We start from the raw sequence: 16,335 nt of genomic DNA on the forward strand, positions 1-16,335 counted from the left end.
GGCCGGCGGGGTACTTACTAAACGGGGGGTGGGGGGGGGGCGGGGGCTCGCGAGCCCCGGCACGATCCGAAAGAGACGACCCAGGCGGCCGGCGGAGGGGGCGGAGATCTCTTCGGGCCCTGGTGGTGTACGGCACCAGGGCCCGTCCGGCGTGCCCGTCCGACCGGCCCCGGAGCCATCGATGGGCGGTTTTCGGCCAGTTCCGCCGATGGGTGGCTTGGTTCTCCGTATCGCGGTAGGTGTCCAGCCTCGTACCTTCCGTTAGGTGCGCAGCTCAGAACAGTCCCCCGGACCGTTCCGAGCGGCGCGCCGTAACGAGTGCCTCGTGGAAACCCGCCTCACGGCGGGAACATGCGGCCGACAACCTCGCGCGGCGCGCACCCCCCAAGGGGTGCGGCCGGCGCACCGAGCAGGAGACAGCACATGGCAACTGGCACCGTGAAGTGGTTCAACTCGGAGAAGGGGTTCGGCTTCATTGAGCAGGACGGCGGAGGCCCGGACGTCTTCGCGCACTACAGCAACATCGCCACCCAGGGCTACCGTGAGCTGACCGAGGGCCAGAAGGTCACGTTCGAGGTCACGCAGGGTCAGAAGGGCCCGCAGGCGGAGAACATCGTTCCCTCCTGACGCGGCACCACCCCGCGTACCGGCGGGAGACGTCGCACGGCCCGCCGCCCGCCGCCCGCCCGGAGCCCCGGGCTCCGGCGGGCGGCGCGGTCGCGGCGGAGCCGGCGGTCACGGACCGGCCGTGGCGACCACGGCATAGCGTTCGTCGTCGACCGGACGGCCCCACAGGGCGGCCTCGCCGCTCAGGGGTTCGACGCGCAGCCCGGTGACGAACGGGCGCACGGCGGCGGCCAGGTCGTCCGCGCCGATGCCGCCGGCCCAGGGCAGGGCCTTCGCCCCCGCCGCGTACGGCGTCGCGCGCTGGTCGCCGGACTCGCGCCAGCGGCCCTCCACGAGGACCAGGGTGCCGCCGGGGCGCAGCCGGGCGGTCCACTCCCGAAGAGCGCTCTGGGGGTCGGGGAGCGTCCACATCAGGTGCCGGGCGAGCAGGACATCGAACCGCCGGCCGCCGGTGGGCGGATCGGCGGCGTCACCGACCAGGAAATCCGCCCGCAGACCGGCCGCCGCCAGCTTCGCCCGGGCGCGCTCCACCATCCGCGGCGAGAGGTCCACACCGGTCACCCGGTGCCCGGCCCCGGCCGGCAGCCGTGACAGCGAACCGGTGCCACAGCCCGCGTCGAGGACATCGGCCGGCCCCGGCGGCAGCCAGGAGGCGAGACGCCCCGCCCAGGCGGCGTGGGTCCCCGGGGCCCACAGGCCGTGGTCCGGCTCCTCGTCGAAGCGGGCCGCCGCGGCGTCCCAGTACGCGGTGATGGCAGTGGTGTCCGTCATCCGCCGATCGTCTCAGCCGGGACTGACAGTGCCCCCGGTCACCGGCCCGGCGCAGCCGCCGACGCCGCGTCGTTCCACGCCCCCGCGATGATCTCCGTGGTGAATCCCGGCCCGAACGCGACAATGAGCCCGGGCGATCCGTGCTCGGGAGAGCCGTTGTCGTGATGGCGCCGCAGCACGTCGAGGACGGAGACACTCGATGTGTTGCCCAGCTCGGCCATGCTCGCGCGGCTGTGCCGCAGGGTCCCGGGAGGGAGCGACAGCCCCTGCTCGACCCCGTCCATGATCAGGGGGCCGCCGGTGTGGGAGACACAGAAGCCCAGGGAGCTGGGCTTGCAGCCGAACTCGGCCAGGAAGGACTCGATCTCGGGAATCACCTTCGGCACCGTGCCGCGGACCCGTGGATCGGTTCTGAAGTGGAATCCCCGCTCGCTGGTGCGTCCCGCTATCACGGACTGCGACGCGGGGAGGAGGTGCTGCCGGGAGCCCCATATGTGGAACCCCGTCGCCGAGGGGGTCGCACGGCGCAGCACGGCGGCCGCCGCGCCGTCGCCGAAGATCCCGTTGGAGATGAAGTCGCTGAGGGTGTGCTCACCCGGCTGGAACGACAGCGAGCTCAGCTCCGCGGCGACCACCAGCACCGTGGCGTCCGGGTAGGCCCGGACGAAGTGGAACGCCTCGGCCAGCGCGGAGACGCCCGCCGCGCAGCCGAGCTGCTGGATCGGGGTGCGGCGCGTCGTCGGGCGGCAGCCGATCTCCTGGGCGATGTACGCGTCCGGACCGGGCAGCGCGTACCCCGTGCAGGAGACGAACACGAAGTAGTCGATCTCCGTCGCGGCGACGCCCGCGGTGTCGAGCGCCCGCCGGGCGGCCTCCGAGCCGAGCCGGACGACCTCCTCGGTGTAGGAGTCGTTCCGGACGCCGAAGGGGCGCGCGGAGAGCGTCTCCCGGAGCCCGGCCACCATGCTCCGGGTCTCCACCGTCGTGCTGCGCATCAGATCGAGCCCGCGCTCGACGTGGGGGACGCCGGCGAACAGTTCGCCGAGCGCGGTGACGATCTCGTCCTGGGTCACCACGTGCTCGGGCACGACGACGGCGGGGCGGCTGATCGCGACGGACGGGGTCGTCGCGGGCCCCAGGGGGAGTCTCGTGGACACGGTGCTGTTCCTTCCATGAGTGCGATGCGATGGGCGCGGAGCCGCCCCCGGCGACGGGCCGGGCGCGCGAGGGCGGGGCGGCACCCGTGGTGCCGCCCCGCCGCCACGGGGACGGGTCCGCTCGTCCGCACCGGGCACGCGCGGTCGGGGCACGCGCGGCACGGAGCGGTCGGGGCACGCGGCGCCGGGGGAGGAGCCGGGGGTGCCGGGGAGGGGCGGGGTGCCCGGAGGGGGTCGGAGCGCGCGCGGGCCGGGGCCGCGTCGGAGCGGCGCCCGGCGAACCGCCGCGGGAGCGGTTCGGTTCAGGAGCGCGCGGGTCCGGCGTCCTCGGGTGTTCGCCTCCGGATCACCGCACGGTACGGGCGGCGCGGTGGTGGTGCCGCTCCCGGCCGGTGTGCGGAGCGCGGGCGGTGGGCACGGGGACGGCCGCCGGCGGCGGTGTCCGTTCCTCGGTGCGGCCGGGGCGGGGCCGGCGTGTGTCGCTCAACTCAGTTTCCTCGCTGTGGGGGGCGGGCCCATGTGGGGTGGGCCCGGACATGCGTCCGAGTGCGGTCCCATCACCTCATGCGTGGTCATGGGCCTGTCAAGCCATGTCAGGAAGCATGCGGGCCGCATAGTGTCGCGACAAGATCGACTTTCGGACGCGGGCCCCCGCGACTCCGCCCTGTCGGGCGGGGAAGCGGCCGGTGAATGGCTGATTCTGATGGGTGTCCGGAGTCCGGGCCGGGCCGGATCGGCCGCCGCCGGAGCGGCCGATCCGGGCGTGTGCGGTCCCGGCGGGTCAGCGGTGCCGCACCGTCACCCCGTGTGCTCCGGAAGCGAGTTGAGCCAGTCGATCAGCAGCTCATTGACCTCATCCGGCTTCTCCTGCGGCATCCAGTGTCCGCACTCCTCCAGGATGTGGGTGCGGGCACCGGGCAGCGTCCGCGGGAAGGCGCGGATCGCCGCCTCCATCCACCGGGTCGGAGCGTCCTGGTCCCCGCCTATGTACAGCGCGGGCCGGCGGACCGGCAGACCCGCCCAGGCCCCGGTGAGGGACCAGTCGCTGTCCATGCACCGGTACCGGTTCAGGGCCGGGGTCACCGCGCCGTCCCCCATTTCGGCCAGACAGCGGTCCAGTACCTCGTCGGTGAGCCACCCCGGGGTCGCGGCGGGGAACGCGTCGCGCATCCGCCGGCCCTCGGGGACCAGGAAGACGCCCATGTCGCCCGTCCCGGCGGACAGCGCGGAGTAGAAGCCGCGCAGCCAGGCGCGGGTGTCCTCCTCGATCTCCGCCTCGGCCGGGCCCGGCCGCCGGAAGTAGCTCATGTAGAACTCGGTCCCCTCCGGCGCCAGTGACGCGAAGGCCACCGAGGGGATGTGCTCGTCGCGCGGGGCGTAGGGCACGCTCATCAGCCCGACGGCACGCACCAGGTCCGGACGGAACAGGGCGGTGTGCGCGGCGGTGGCCGACCCCCAGTCGTGGCCGACGACCACCGCGGGCTCCGTGCCGCCGAGCGCGCCGATGACGCCCACGACATCCGACACCAGGTGCAGGATGCCGTACTCCTCCCGCGCCTCGGGCCTGAACGAGCGCCCGTGTCCCCGGACATCGATCGCGGCGACCCGGTACCCGGCCGCCGCGAGCGCCGGAATCTGGTGGCGCCAGGAGTACCAGGACTCGGGGAAGCCGTGGACCAGGACGACCAGGGGTCCTTCGCCGTGCTCGACGACATGGATGCGCCCGCCGGGGACATCGACGAACTGACTCGTGTAGGCAGAGTGGCTCAAGGCGACTGCTCCTTGGCTGGATGGGAGGGAAGGGTGGGAACAAGCGGCCCCGGAGGGACCGGCGGCGCGGCCGGCTGCGCGCTCAGGCGCCGGGTGCCACCAGGGCGTGACGGGCCGACCTGACCGCGGCGGACCGGCTGAGTGTGACGGACAGCCGGGCGAGGTCGGGAAGTTCGTTGTACGGATGGGAGTCGGAGGTGGCCATGTACCGCCCCGCCCGGATCACCGCCCGGCGGGCCGCCGTGTCCGCCTCCTCCTCCGCGTCGAGCGCTCCGCGCGCCGTCGCCTCGGCCAGGGCCCGGGCGCGGGCCTCGTGGTGGAGCGATGCGGTGTCGGCGGCGACCGCCACCATCGCGGCCATGGCCTCCAGTTCGGAGTGGGGTCCGTGGTCCGCGGCCCGTGCCCGTACGGCCTCCCGGACCGAGGGGTCCATGAACGGCCGCAGACAGAGCATCGCGTCGTGGATCGCCACCTCGCGCTGTGTCATGCGCAGTTCGGGCGCGAGACCCGCCAGCGGGGCCGGAGTCGGCGCCTTCTCGGCGCGCGGGACCACGGTGCGGTAGAGAGGGGCCATCCGGCGCCAGCGCCGGTAGGCCGAGGCGGAGGAGCGCAGCCGCGGTCCCACGAAAGGGAGGATGAAGCCGGTGGCGACCATCAGCGTGGCCAGCAGGGCCAGCGCCGGGGCCACATCGGTGCTGAGGGTGTCCCAGTCCCCGCCGGCCCAGCGCGCGATCACGGCACACCCCTTGACCACGTCGTACCCGAGGTCGAGCCCGTATCCGACGACCAGCAGGCGCAGCCCGAGCCGCAGCAGCCCGTCGACGGCCCCGGCCCAGCGCAGACAGAGGACGACCATCACGGTCGAGGCGAATCCGTGCGCGAGCAGATACAGCACGATCATCTCGCGGATGTACGGGGTGTTGGCGTAGTAGGTGTCGAAGTCGTACAGCCGCTCCACCGGGGTGTCGCCCGCGATGAAGAGGCCGATGATGGCCACCGTGATCGCGCTGTAGAGGATCAGACAGCGGCGCGGGGTCAGCGCCGACCCGCCCGGCGGTACGTTCCGCCAGACGAGGATGAGCACCACACTCACCGCGGAGAACGCGGTCAGCACGCTGTAGACCAGCGGTGCCGAGACATTGGTGACACCCGTCCAGCGGTTGAAGAACGCGATGTTGCCGGGGGCGGCCAGGACGAGCACGAGGGCGCCGGTGAGCAGCAGCGCGCACACGGAGGCGAGCAGCCGCCACTCGCTGCTCCGCCGGGCCCGTATCAGTGCGGGGACCTTCAGCAGGCCCGCGAGGACCAGCAGGGATGCGCCGAGGAAGAAGGGCAGGTTGGTCATGGGCGCCTGCCGGCAGGGCTGCGATCGGGGTGCATCGGTGGTCTCCAGGGAGTGGGTGCGGGCAGCGCCGGTCCGGTTCTCTGTCCGGGGCACGGCGGCGGCGGTGGTCGCCGGCCGGTACGGGGAGGTGTCCGCCCGGTGGGGCGGGGGGTGTTGTCAGCCGAGCGCGGTGCGGGCGGGCGGCCCCGGATCGGCGGTGGAGAGGGCTCCGGTGCCGGGAGGGCGGCCGGAGATCTCCTGTGGCGAGTACCCCTCCGTGCGGCACTGCCCCTCCGTGCGGTGGTGCGTCGCCGTGCGGAACGGCTCCGCCGTGCGGTGGCGCCTCGCGTGGCGGGACGGCTCCCCAACCTCCAACACCTGCCCCGACTTTCTTCTCGGCTGTCCACGAGAGCGCTCATCCGCCGGGGTGCGGGGGCGAGTTCGGGGCGCACATCCGCCGCCCCGTGTCGTCCTCGTCATCCGGCGGCGCCCGGTCCGGTCCCCCCGGCCGCTGGAAAGCACGTTCTACGAAGCCGTGATTTTAGTTGATCCGGCGGCCCTGTGGTGAGGAAGGGAGTGGGCGCGATCGGCCCCCCGGGCGCGGTCCCCGGCCGCCCGGGCGGCTCCGGCTTTCGCCCCGGCCGGCGCGGGTCCATGATGAGAGTAATGCCCGACCCATCCTCTGGAGGCTCTGGAGGCGGCCCGATGCACGGCACCCCGCACCACCAGGCCCCGGCCGCAGGTCCGCCGGAGCCCCGCGACTCCGCTCCGGCACCCGCCGGCCACCCGCCGCCACGGCTGTCCGGAACGCCGGGTAGCTGACATGCGACGCGAAGACCTCCCGGCCCCCGACGCCGGAATCCTTCTCACCCACTTCCTGACCGTGGCCGATGTGCCCCGCTCCCGGGCGTTCTACACCGATGTCCTCGGCGGCGAGGTGGTCCTCGCCGAGAACCCCTGCATCATCCGGCTCGCCAACAGCTGGCTCATCATGAACCCCGGCGGCGGCCCCACACCGGACAAGCCCGGGATCACGCTCCGCCCGCCCGCCGATCCGGCCACCGCCACGAGCTTCCTCAACATCCGGGTCGCCGACATCGGCGCCGTCCACCGGCGGTGGAGCGAGAGGGGCGCGGAGTTCCTCACCCCGCCCATCGACCGCAAGGCCGAGCTGCGCTGCTATCTCCGGGACCCCGACGGCTATCTCATCGAGGTGGGCCAGGCCACCGGCCTCCTCCGGGGCGTCCTCGCCGACCCGCCCGCCGGCTCCGGCGGCGGCCGGTGACGCGCCTCCACGGCTGAACCGCTCCGGACAGGGGCCGGGCCCGGCCACCACCGTGGTGCCGCTGTTTCCTCTGTGGGGTCTGGTGCGCGCAGCCGTCGGCGGTTTCGGCCATGTGCGCGGTCCCGTGCGGCCGGGTCTCCACCGGGGCCACCTGGTCAGGACTCCTCCGCATTCCGCCGGTTTCGCGACGGCCACAAGCGGAGGGGCTCATTCTGCGTCTGGCCCGAAAGGGGCGGCGTGTTGTCGGCACCCTGTGGCACACGAATCCTGAGTGAGCGTCAAGAAGCCGGCGGACAGGAGTGGCCACAGGTGACCGGAACACGGGAAGACGTCTATGCCGCGGCACAGGACCATTACACGTCGGCGTCCCGCAGAGACGCGGTCAAAATATTATGGGAGGAGCCGGTCACGGCGCGGATCATCGGCGAGGCGTTCCAGTACGCGCCGGCGCGCGGCGACCTCCGGGTGGTGGACATCGGCTGCGGCACGGCCGAGGGGCTGCGCCTCATGCTGCCGCTCGCCCGGGCGGCCTCGCGCACCCTCCGGTACACCGGACTCGACCTGGACGCCAGGTTGCTGCGCCTCGCCCGGGCGCAGTTCGACGGCCGCTCCGGCACCCGTTTCATCGAGGGCGACATGCGGTGCGACCTGCCGGAGGAACCGGCCGATGTCTACTTCTCCTGCGGGGTCCCGTACTCCCATCTGCGGTCCGATGAGATGACCGAGACCCTCTCCGCGATTTTCCGCGCCGTGCGCCGCAACCGGAGCCGTTCCACGGTGGTCGTCGATGTTCTGGGAAGGTACTCCCTGGAATGGGAACCGTACTGGGAGAGCACACGGCGCGAGTACCGGATGAGTTTCTTCAACAGCGGCCGGCCCAGTGCCGGCACACCCATGTCGTTCTGGGACTCCCAGTCGCTCCTGACCTGTGTCGCCCAGGCCATGCGCCGGGCCGGGAGCAGCTTCCAGAAGGTGTCCTTCCACGACCGGTCCGTCATGGTCGGCCGCCACACCAGCACCCGCCAGTACCATCCCGGCCTCGCCCCCTACCGCGAGCTGATCAACCGTCTGGAGGCCGGCGACGACACCGTCGCCGCCCGCGAACTGCGCTTCCCGGCCGGTGTCCGCGAGGCGCCCCAGGCCGTCGCCGCCTTTCACCGCCGGTTCGCCCCGCAATGGGACGGCGAGATCGCCCGCTGGTGCCGGGGCGCGGAGTACGTCCCCGCGGCCCGCGCCCGCTCGCTGGCCCACGCCCTGCGCACCGTCGAGCACAGGCTCGCTCCCGGCCTCGGCGTCGGCCACTCCCTGACCGCCGTCATCTGCCTGGACCACTCCGGCTGACCCCCACCGAAGGAGTCGTATGCGATCCGAGTACGCCATCGACCGCCCCACCCTGCTCGGCAAGGACGAGCACTGGAAGATCAGCGATCTGGGCGTCATGCAACTGCGGCACGACTACCCCGCCGACCTCCTGGAGACGATCAGGCGCAAGGCGCTCGACATCAAGGAGGAGCAGAGCGCCGACCTCCATCTGAATCTGCGCTTCGTCCGGAACGCGCAGAGCCTCATCCCCGAGATCAAGGAGCTGGTGCACTGGCCCGGACGGATCGAGCAGCTCAGCGAATTCGCCGGCGCGGAGCTGGAGCCCTACCCCCACCGGGTGATCAGCACCGCGCTCACCTTCATGGGCCCCGAGGACGGCACCGTGGACTGGCACGGTGACGGCCCGCCGGTGACCGAACTGGTCGCGCTGGAGGTGGACGGCGCGGTCGGCGGCCGGCTGGAGCTCTACCAGGGCGACTTCGAGGCCGCCATGGCGGTCGTCCAGAAGGGCGGAACCCTGCCGAGGGACCGGCTGATCCATCTTCAGCACAAGGTCGGAAGCAGTATGTTCGGCCAGCTCATGCGGGTCGCGCACCGCACGGAACCCATGACCGCGGGGACGCGGATCACCCTCACCATGAATCTCCGGTCGGTGACCCACCCCTACATCGAGAACAACCCGATGTACTACCTCGCCGCCGACAACCCGGACTTCGCGTGGGTCGAGGAGTACGTCGCCGATGTGCGCGAACGCCAGCTGCCGGCCTATCTGGCCGCACGGACGGCCGCGTGAGCCGGCCCGTCCCCCGTGCCCGGCCGGACAGCTCCGCCCGGCCGGGCACCGATACGCCGGGAGCACGCCACCGGCGCACGGGCGGCGCCGCCGCCTTCGCGTTCGGCGGCATCGCCTTCTGGTCCACCAACGCGCTGGCCGGCTCCTCCGCCCTCGCCACCCTGGACCTGGGCATCGTGCTGCTCCTGCAATTCGTCTCCTGCACCCTCGCCCTGGGCGCCGCCGAGGCGGTGACCCGGACGCGCTCCCGGCGCCGCCCGCCGCCGTCCGCCGCCGGCCCGCCGGCCCCCGCCCTCACCCGGCAGGAGTGGCACCACGCCTGCTGGGTCGGTGTCCTGGGCTTCGGCGGCACCATGACCTTCCAGTACATCGGATTCGCCCACGCGCCCATCGTGGAAGCCAACATCATCGCCTACGGATGGCCCATGTTCGCCGCGGTCTGGCTCGCGGTGACCGTGCGGAGCAGAAGCACCGCGACGCACCTGGTCCTCGCCCTGGCCGGCTTCGCCGGGGTCGCGATGATGACCCTGGCCCAGGGCGGTGACGGCCCCTCGGGCAGCCCGCTGGGGTACGGGTCCGCTCTGCTGTCCGCCCTGTTCATGGCGTTCTACACGCTCGGTGTCGGACGCACCCGAGTACCGGCCCGGCGTGTGATGCTCATCGGCGGGGCCGCCGCCTGCTGTTCCTCCCTCGCCATCGCCCTGGCCACCGGCGCGGACTGGACCCCCACCACGGCGTGGTGGGCCATGGTGTACGTCGGCCTCGGGCCCTGCGCCGCCGGATACCTCCTCTGGAGCGTGGGCATGACACGCAGCCGCGGCCGTCTCGCCCCCCTGGGCTACGCCACCCCGCTCCTGTCCACCTGCGTCCTGCTGCTGGCCGGGCGCGCCTTCGGGGGCGCGGTCGCCGCGGCCGGAGCCGTCCTGGTCCTGCTGTGCACGGTCGGAGTGCTGGTCACCGACCGGGCGTCGGCCGGCAGCCGCCTCTGACCGCCGCCGGTCCCCGGCCGGCCCCGGACCGCGGGGCCGGCCACGGGGTCAGTCCTCGATCCACCGCTCGTACAGCGCGTGGTCGGGCCGGAACGCCGTCGCCACCAGTTCCCACATCATCTCGTCGCTCCCGCCGCCCATCCGGCTCACCTTGAAATCCCGCCACAGACGCTCCAGCGGTGTCGCCTCCTCGACGTATCCCCGCCCCCCGAAGAGGTGCATGCACTCGCCCGTCACCCGCTCGCCGAGGCGGGCGATGGTCACCTTCAGCGCGGCGATCTCCGCCATCGGCACCCGGCCGCCCGAGGCCATCTCCGTCACGGTTCCGTACAGGCCCCGCCGGGCGATCAGCGCCTGCGCGTGCAGATCCGCGACCCGCAGCCGGAGGGCCTGGTGGCGGTGGAGCGGAACGCCGAACTGCCGGCGCCGCTTGAGATGGGTGACGGTCAGCCCCAGCGACAGTTCCAGCACGCCGATGACCTGGGCGGCCAGCGAGAGGCGTTCGTACAGCAGGCCCTGGCCCATCGCGGTCAGCCCGGAGCCCGGGCGGACCAGGACGGCCTCGTCGGGCACGAGCGCGTCGACGGCGAGCCGGGAGGTCTCCAGGCTGCGCATGCCGGTGGTCGGCCAGCGGTGGAGCAGGGTCAGTCCGTCGCGGGGGACGATCACGATCGCGGGGCCCCCGGGGCCCCGGCAGAGCACCAGGGCGAAGTCGGCGGCGGCGCCCGGGGAGACGAACCACTTGACGCCGTGCACCCGCCAGCCGGCGCCCTCCCTGGTCAGTTCGGTGGCGACGGCGGAGAGATCCGATCCCACCCGCTGCTCGGAGGTCGCGACACAGCACACGCTCTCGCCGGCCAGCGCCTGGCGCAGCACCTCCTCGGCGTACCCGCCGCGGCCGTACCTCCGCAGCAGGGAGGCCGCGGCCTCCAGATGGAGGCCCACTCCGACACCGATGCCGCCGAGGCCGGCCCGCCCCATCTCCTCCGAGAGGAGGACGGAGCGCCCCAGATCGCCGTGGACACCGCCCGCCCACCGCTCCGTCAGCAGCCCGGCGGAGCCGAAGGACTCGATCGCCGCCCGGGGAAAGCGCCGGTCCCGCTCGCTCGCCGGGACCAGCGGCGCCACGCGGTCGGCTATCAGGGTCCGGACGCGCTCCCTGAACCGCGCCACGGGACGGCTCGCCGTTCCCAGCGCCAGTTGGGCTCCGAGATCGGAGGGGGCCCCGGCTCCGTGCCTCAGGGTGTTGTTCACCATGCTGATCACCACCGATTCCGGTCGGCTCGTCGTGAGAACGGGTGGCGCGCGGCCGTCGTTCCCGGGCCGGGCGGGCAGTCGTGCCGCGCGGCCCGGTGCGCCGTCACGCGCCCATGGCGGGCGCGGTCTCCGCCGTGGACAGCAGCTCGTCGAGGGTCATGTCCGGGGGTGTCTCGATCTCATCCAGGTCGATGCCCCAGTCGTCCTGGAGGGTCATCGTCAGCTCCACGATGGCGAGGGAGTCCAGGTCGAGATCGGACAGGGTCGCCCTCGGCCGGATGGCGTCGGGGTCGACCCGGAACTTCTCCACGAGCCGGTGGGACAGATGCTGGAAGCGGGTGCTCATGAGGGTGCCTTGTCGTCGTCGGCACGCGCGGGGCACGGGCCGGGGGTGTACGGGGGGTGGGAGAGCGGTCGGGCCTCGGGGAAGAGCAGCGTGTGCGAACCCCAGGCCAGCCCGCCGCCGAAGCCGGTGATCAGAGTCCGGGCCCCGGGGGCGGCCCGCCGCCGCGCCGCCGTGTCGGCGAGCGCCAGAGGGATGGAGGCGGCGGCGGTGTTGCCCAGTTCGCGCAGATTGCCGTGGCGCCGGGCCGGGGGGATGCGGAGGCGGTCGGCGACCGCGTCGATGATGCGCTGGTTGGCCTGGTGGCTGATGAAGACGTCGACATCCTCGGTGTTCCAGCCGGACCGCCTGAGGACCCCGAGCGAGGAAGCGGTCATCCGGCGGACCGCCTGGGAGTAGACGGTGCGGCCCTTCATGGCGAAGTAGTACTGCTCCGGGGTGGCCCGGGGCGCCGCGAAGGGCAGCCGTGAGCCGCCCGCCGGGACCTGGATCAGCTCGGCCCGCGCACCGTCACTGCCCAGCTCCTGGGCGAGCAGGGCACCGGGCTCGTCCGCGGCTCCGGCCCGCACGAGCACCGCCCCGGCTCCGTCGCCGAAGAGGATCGCGGTGTCGCGGTCGTGCGGATCGATCAGGGTGGTGCTGTAGGTCTCGGCGCCGATGACCAGGGGACGGGTGTAGAGACCAGCGGTGACGAGCGCCCGCGCGCAGGTCAGCGCGTAGAGGAAACCGGCGCAGGCGGCGGAGAGATCCAGTGCCGGTGTGTCGCCGAGCCCCAGGCGGTGGGCGACCTCCGGCGCGGTCGCCGGGCAGCGGTGGTCGGGTGTGGTGGTCGCCAGCAGCACGATGTCCGGCGGGAGCGGGCCGCCGGCCAGTTCCGCCGCGGACTCCAGCGCGGCCCGCCCCGCCGCGTGGGCGAGGTCGCCGGTGCTGGTGCGGGCGTCCGCCAGATACCGGGCGGCGATTCCCGTGCGCTCCAGAATCCACCGCTCGTCGGAGTCCAGACCGTTCTCACGGATGAGCTGCCGATTGGTGACGGCGCGTTCGGGAAGGCTCGTGCCCAGACCGCACAGGACCGCGGCAGGGGTAGGCATGACAGCTCCCAGGGGATGTCGGCCGGTCCGTGGCGCGGACCGGGTGCGTACGGGAAGGTGCGGGCGGTTCCCGGCCGGCGCGGGGTCCGGGCGGCGCGGGGCCGGATGAGGGCGGATGCCGGTCGGCCCGGAGGCCCGGGGCGCGGGCGGTGGCGGTGGCGGCGCGCGCCCCTCAGCGGACGGCTGGTGCCCTGCCCGTCCGGCGGGCCGCGCCCCGGCCGCCCCCGGTCGCTTCCACCGGCCATACGAGGGTGGTGGCCGCCCAGGTCAGCCCGCCGCCGAACGCGGTGAGGAGGACCCGGTCCCCGGGTTTGACCCGGCCGTCGGCGGCGTCCTGCGCCAGCAGGATCGGGATGGACGCGGCGGAGGTGTTGCCCACGTGCTGGATATTGCTCGCCATCCGGTCCGGCGGGACGCCGAGCTTCCGGCCGACGGCGGCGAGGATATGGGCGTTGGCCTGGTGGGCGACCACCCGGTCGACCTCGGCGATGTCCCACCCCACCGCTTCGAGCGCCCGGTGCGACACCTCGGCCATCCGCTTGACGGCGAGCCGGAACACCTCCGGGCCCGACACCGACAGATAGCGTGCCCCGGTGCCGTCCGGCGCGCCGTCCCCCGGGTCCCGGGACCCGCCCGACGGCACCTCGATCAGATCGCTGCCCGCGCCGTCGCTGCCCAGGATCACCGGCCCGATCGCGCCCTGCTCCCCGGCCGCCCCGGCGCGCAGCACCACCGCTCCCGCGCCGTCGGCGAAGATGGCCGATGTGGCCCGGTCGCCGGGGTCGAGAAGCGAGGTCAGCGTCTCGGCACCGATGACCAGCACCTGCCGGGCCGTACCGCCCGCGATCATGCCACCGGCGACGGCGAGCCCGTAGAGGAATCCGCTGCACGCGGCACCGACGTCGAGCGCCGCGATCTCCGACTGGCCCAGCCGGGCGGCGACATCGGGTGCCGTGGCCGGGCAGACCCGGTCCGGGGACGTGGTGGCGACCAGGACCAGATCCACCCGGTCGACCCCCGCCGAGTCCATCGCCCGCCGCCCCGCCTCCACCGCGAGATCCGCGGTCGCCGTGCCCGGGGTGACCACATGGCGGCTGGTGATGCCGGTGCGGCTGCGCAGCCACTCGGCCGACGCGCCCACCCGGGAGCCGAGGGCGTCATTGGTGAGCACCGTCGGCGGCAGCCAGTATCCGATGCCGGAGAGGACCGCGGTGCGGGCTCCGGCGGAGCGGTAGACCTCATTCGCGGGTCGCGGCCCGTCCTGCGGCCCCGGCGGCTTCCGGGGCTCCGGCGGCTCCGGCGGCTCCGCTCGGTCGGGCGGATTCCTCCGGTCGGACCGCCCCGGCTGTTCGGACGGCCGGGTCCGTGTCGAGCGGACGCTTTGCATCGTTGACTCCCTCCCGGGGCCGGCAGTAGTGCCAGTAGTGGTCCGCCGAAGGGTCCCAGCGGCGGCGCAACGGGTCGTGGAACAGCCGGAGCAGCAGGCTCAGCGGCGTGAACACCAGGAAATAGATCGGGAACAGCAGCAGGTCCCGCATAGGCGTCGGTCCTCCTGACCGTGGGTGGCGGCCTCGCACGGAGGAGTGCGAGGGGGGTTCAGTCCAGGGGGATCTCCTCGCGCCAGTCCCCGGATTCCCGCCACACCGGCTGCCGGTCCTTGAACAGCAGATGTCCGCCGAGCACGAGCAGATCGATGTCGGTGCGCATGAAGCACGCGTACGCGTCCCGCGGCGACTGGACGATCGGCTCGCCCCGTACGTTGAAGGACGTGTTCACCAGGACCGGGCAGCCCGTTCGCGCGCGGAAGGCGGTGAGCAGGGCGTGGAAGACGGGGTGGGTGGACCGGTCCACGGTCTGCACCCGCGCCGACGAGTCCACATGGGTGACCGCGGGAATCGTGGAACGGGGCACCCGGAGCAGATCGAGCCCCCGGACGTCCGGCGCCTCGGCCGCCGCCAGCCGCCGGGCGCGCGCGACCTCCGCGACCTGGAGCATGTACGGACTGCTTCCCTCCAGGTCGAACCAGTCCCCGGCGTCCTCGGCCGCCACGGCGGGTGCGAACGGCCGGAAGGACTCCCGGAATTTGATTTTGAGGTTCATGGTGCTCTGCATCCGGGGATCGCGGGGATCTCCGAGGATCGAGCGCGCGCCCAGCGCCCGCGGCCCGAATTCCATCCGGCCCTGGAACCAGCCCACGACCCGGCCGTCCGCCAGCGCGTCGGCGACCTGCTCCACGAGCGCGTCCCGGCCGGGACGGACGTACGGGATGGCGTGCCGGTCGAGATGGGCCCCGATCTCCCGGTCGCTGAACGCGGGCCCGAGCAGGGCGCCGGACATCGCGTCGGGGCGGCCCTCCAGCCGCGGCCGAGCCGCGCCCCGCTCCACCGAGACGGCCAGCGCCGCGCCCAGCGCGCCCCCGGCGTCCCCCGCCGCGGGCTGAATCCACAGGTCGTCGAAGACGCCCGCGCGGGCGATCCTCCCGTTGGCCACGCAGTTCAGCGCCACGCCGCCGGCGAGACACAGATGGTCCTCGCCCGTGAGGCGCCTGCTGGTGCGGGCCAGCAGGAGCATGACCTCCTCGACGACCTGCTGCACCGAAGCCGCGAGATCGAACTCCCGCTCGGTCAGCGGCTCCTCCGGCAGCCGGCGCGCCCCGCCGAAGAGCGTCTCGAAGGCCCGGCCGGTCATCACCCGGCCCCGCAGATAGGCGAAGTGGCGCAGATTCAGCCGGAACGACCCGTCCGGCCTGATATCGATCAGCTTCTCCCGGATGATGTCCGCGTAACGGGGTGTGCCGTACGGGGCCAGCCCCATGAGCTTGTACTCGCCCGAGTCCACCTTGAAGCCGCAGAAGTAGGTGAACGCGGAGTACAGCAGGCCCAGCGAGTGCGGGAACCGGATCTCCGCGACCCTGGTCAGCGCGGTGTCCCGGCCGTGCCAGATCGTGGTGGTGGCCCAGTCGCCGACCCCGTCCACACAGAGCACGGCGGCGGACTCGTGGGGGCTCGGCAGAAACGCCGAGGCCGCGTGCGACTCGTGGTGCGCCCGGCACACGACGTCCGGCACCGGGCCCGAGTCCAGGGCGGCGAGCCGCGCGCGTACGGTCGCCGCCGCTCGCAGCCGCCAGGAGAGCCACTCCGGCAACCGGTCCCGGAAGACCGGGTACCCGTGCGGGGCGATACCGGCGAACGTGGCCATGACCCGGCGGAACTTCGCGACGGGGTCCTCGTAGTAGGCGACCGCCGCGACATCGCCGAGATCCGCGCCCGCCTCGCGCAGACACGCGCGCACCGCCCGCTCGGGGAAGGCCGGGTCGTGCCGCCGCCGGCTGAACCGCTCCTCCTGGGCCGCCGCCACCGGAGTCCCGTCGGCGACCAGCGCGGCGGCGCTGTCGTGGTAGAAGGCCGAGATCCCCAGCACCAGCCCGGTCATGACGCCGCCCCGGCGCGGTGGGCCCGGTCGTCGGCGGCCGGGCGGTCCGGCCCGGCGCGGCGGGCCCGGGGGGGGGGGGGGGGCGCCCCCCCCCCCCCCCGCGCGGGGGGCGGCCCGCCCCCCCCGCCGCGCCCCCCCCCCCCAACGGCGAGGCGCGGGGTGGGTGGGGGGGT

At 73.6% G+C, this 16,335-nt stretch carries 17 protein-coding genes; 5 read left to right on the top strand and 12 right to left on the bottom strand.

All coding sequences use genetic code 11. The features are described 5' to 3' along the window. The first annotated feature begins 423 nt into the window (after nucleotides 1-423). A complete protein-coding gene (locus ABT122_RS30935; RefSeq protein WP_351559020.1) occupies nucleotides 424-627 on the top strand; it encodes a cold-shock protein in 204 nt (67 codons plus the stop codon). Nucleotides 628-735: 108 nt separating this feature from the next. Here ABT122_RS30935 and ABT122_RS30940 read toward each other — a convergent pair whose 3' ends face one another. The 6 genes from ABT122_RS30940 to ABT122_RS30965 all read right to left on the bottom strand — a co-directional run bounded on the left by ABT122_RS30940 (nucleotide 736) and on the right by ABT122_RS30965 (nucleotide 6,027). Next, nucleotides 736-1,398, bottom strand: coding sequence for a class I SAM-dependent methyltransferase (locus ABT122_RS30940; RefSeq protein ID WP_351559022.1), 663 nt, complete (start codon nucleotides 1,396-1,398; stop codon nucleotides 736-738). Nucleotides 1,399-1,436: 38 nt separating this feature from the next. Continuing rightward, a complete protein-coding gene (locus ABT122_RS30945) occupies nucleotides 1,437-2,555 on the bottom strand; it encodes a type III polyketide synthase (RefSeq protein ID WP_351559023.1) in 1,119 nt (372 codons plus the stop codon). Nucleotides 2,556-2,901: 346 nt separating this feature from the next. Continuing rightward, complete coding sequence (locus ABT122_RS30950) at nucleotides 2,902-3,042, bottom strand: hypothetical protein (RefSeq protein WP_351559024.1); 141 nt, start codon at nucleotides 3,040-3,042, stop codon at nucleotides 2,902-2,904. A gap of 311 nt (nucleotides 3,043-3,353) precedes the next feature. After that, nucleotides 3,354-4,325 (bottom strand): alpha/beta fold hydrolase, encoded by a 972-nt coding sequence (locus tag ABT122_RS30955; protein WP_351559026.1) that lies wholly within the window; start codon nucleotides 4,323-4,325, stop codon nucleotides 3,354-3,356. 82 nt (nucleotides 4,326-4,407) lie between these two features. Beyond that, entirely contained in the window at nucleotides 4,408-5,670 is a 1,263-nt protein-coding gene (locus tag ABT122_RS30960) for a DUF6545 domain-containing protein (protein WP_351559028.1), read from the bottom strand. Between the two features lie 156 nt (nucleotides 5,671-5,826). Continuing rightward, complete coding sequence (locus ABT122_RS30965; protein WP_351559030.1) at nucleotides 5,827-6,027, bottom strand: hypothetical protein; 201 nt, start codon at nucleotides 6,025-6,027, stop codon at nucleotides 5,827-5,829. Nucleotides 6,028-6,472: 445 nt separating this feature from the next. On the opposite strand from ABT122_RS30965, the gene ABT122_RS30970 reads away from it, so the two are divergent. The 4 genes from ABT122_RS30970 (at nucleotide 6,473) to ABT122_RS30985 (ending at nucleotide 10,039) form a co-directional block, all read left to right on the top strand. Next, on the top strand, nucleotides 6,473-6,934 hold the full coding sequence (locus ABT122_RS30970; protein WP_351559032.1) for a VOC family protein: 462 nt from the start codon (nucleotides 6,473-6,475) through the stop codon (nucleotides 6,932-6,934). 309 nt (nucleotides 6,935-7,243) lie between these two features. After that, nucleotides 7,244-8,275, top strand: coding sequence for a methyltransferase domain-containing protein (locus ABT122_RS30975; RefSeq protein ID WP_351559034.1), 1,032 nt, complete (start codon nucleotides 7,244-7,246; stop codon nucleotides 8,273-8,275). Between the two features lie 19 nt (nucleotides 8,276-8,294). Continuing rightward, nucleotides 8,295-9,050 carry a hypothetical protein gene (locus ABT122_RS30980; protein ID WP_351559036.1) on the top strand — a complete coding sequence of 252 codons (756 nt, stop codon included), beginning with the start codon at nucleotides 8,295-8,297 and terminating at the stop codon, nucleotides 9,048-9,050. Further along, nucleotides 9,047-10,039, top strand: coding sequence for a DMT family transporter (locus ABT122_RS30985; RefSeq protein ID WP_351559038.1), 993 nt, complete (start codon nucleotides 9,047-9,049; stop codon nucleotides 10,037-10,039). Before ABT122_RS30980 ends, ABT122_RS30985 begins: the two co-directional genes overlap by 4 nt. A gap of 48 nt (nucleotides 10,040-10,087) precedes the next feature. Here the strand turns inward: ABT122_RS30985 and ABT122_RS30990 are convergent, their stop codons facing one another. From ABT122_RS30990 to ABT122_RS31015, 6 genes are all read right to left on the bottom strand, one after another. Then, a complete protein-coding gene (locus ABT122_RS30990) occupies nucleotides 10,088-11,296 on the bottom strand; it encodes an acyl-CoA dehydrogenase family protein (protein WP_351559040.1) in 1,209 nt (402 codons plus the stop codon). 103 nt (nucleotides 11,297-11,399) lie between these two features. Beyond that, complete coding sequence (locus tag ABT122_RS30995) at nucleotides 11,400-11,642, bottom strand: acyl carrier protein (protein ID WP_351559042.1); 243 nt, start codon at nucleotides 11,640-11,642, stop codon at nucleotides 11,400-11,402. Further along, a complete protein-coding gene (locus ABT122_RS31000) occupies nucleotides 11,639-12,730 on the bottom strand; it encodes a beta-ketoacyl-ACP synthase 3 (protein WP_351559043.1) in 1,092 nt (363 codons plus the stop codon). Before ABT122_RS31000 ends, ABT122_RS30995 begins: the two co-directional genes overlap by 4 nt. A 172-nt stretch (nucleotides 12,731-12,902) precedes the next feature. Beyond that, the gene (locus ABT122_RS31005; RefSeq protein ID WP_502976236.1) at nucleotides 12,903-13,901 is read right to left on the bottom strand and encodes a beta-ketoacyl-ACP synthase III; all 999 of its coding nucleotides are present in this window, start codon (nucleotides 13,899-13,901) and stop codon (nucleotides 12,903-12,905) included. Nucleotides 13,902-13,968: 67 nt separating this feature from the next. Then, nucleotides 13,969-14,268 (bottom strand): hypothetical protein, encoded by a 300-nt coding sequence (locus ABT122_RS31010; protein WP_351559047.1) that lies wholly within the window; start codon nucleotides 14,266-14,268, stop codon nucleotides 13,969-13,971. Nucleotides 14,269-14,326: 58 nt separating this feature from the next. Continuing rightward, a complete protein-coding gene (locus tag ABT122_RS31015; protein ID WP_351559045.1) occupies nucleotides 14,327-16,162 on the bottom strand; it encodes a carbamoyltransferase family protein in 1,836 nt (611 codons plus the stop codon). Nucleotides 16,163-16,335 lie beyond the last annotated feature (173 nt).

It is taken from the genome of Streptomyces sp. NPDC001985, assembly GCF_040296845.1.
Classification (GTDB): Bacteria; Actinomycetota; Actinomycetes; order Streptomycetales; family Streptomycetaceae; genus Streptomyces.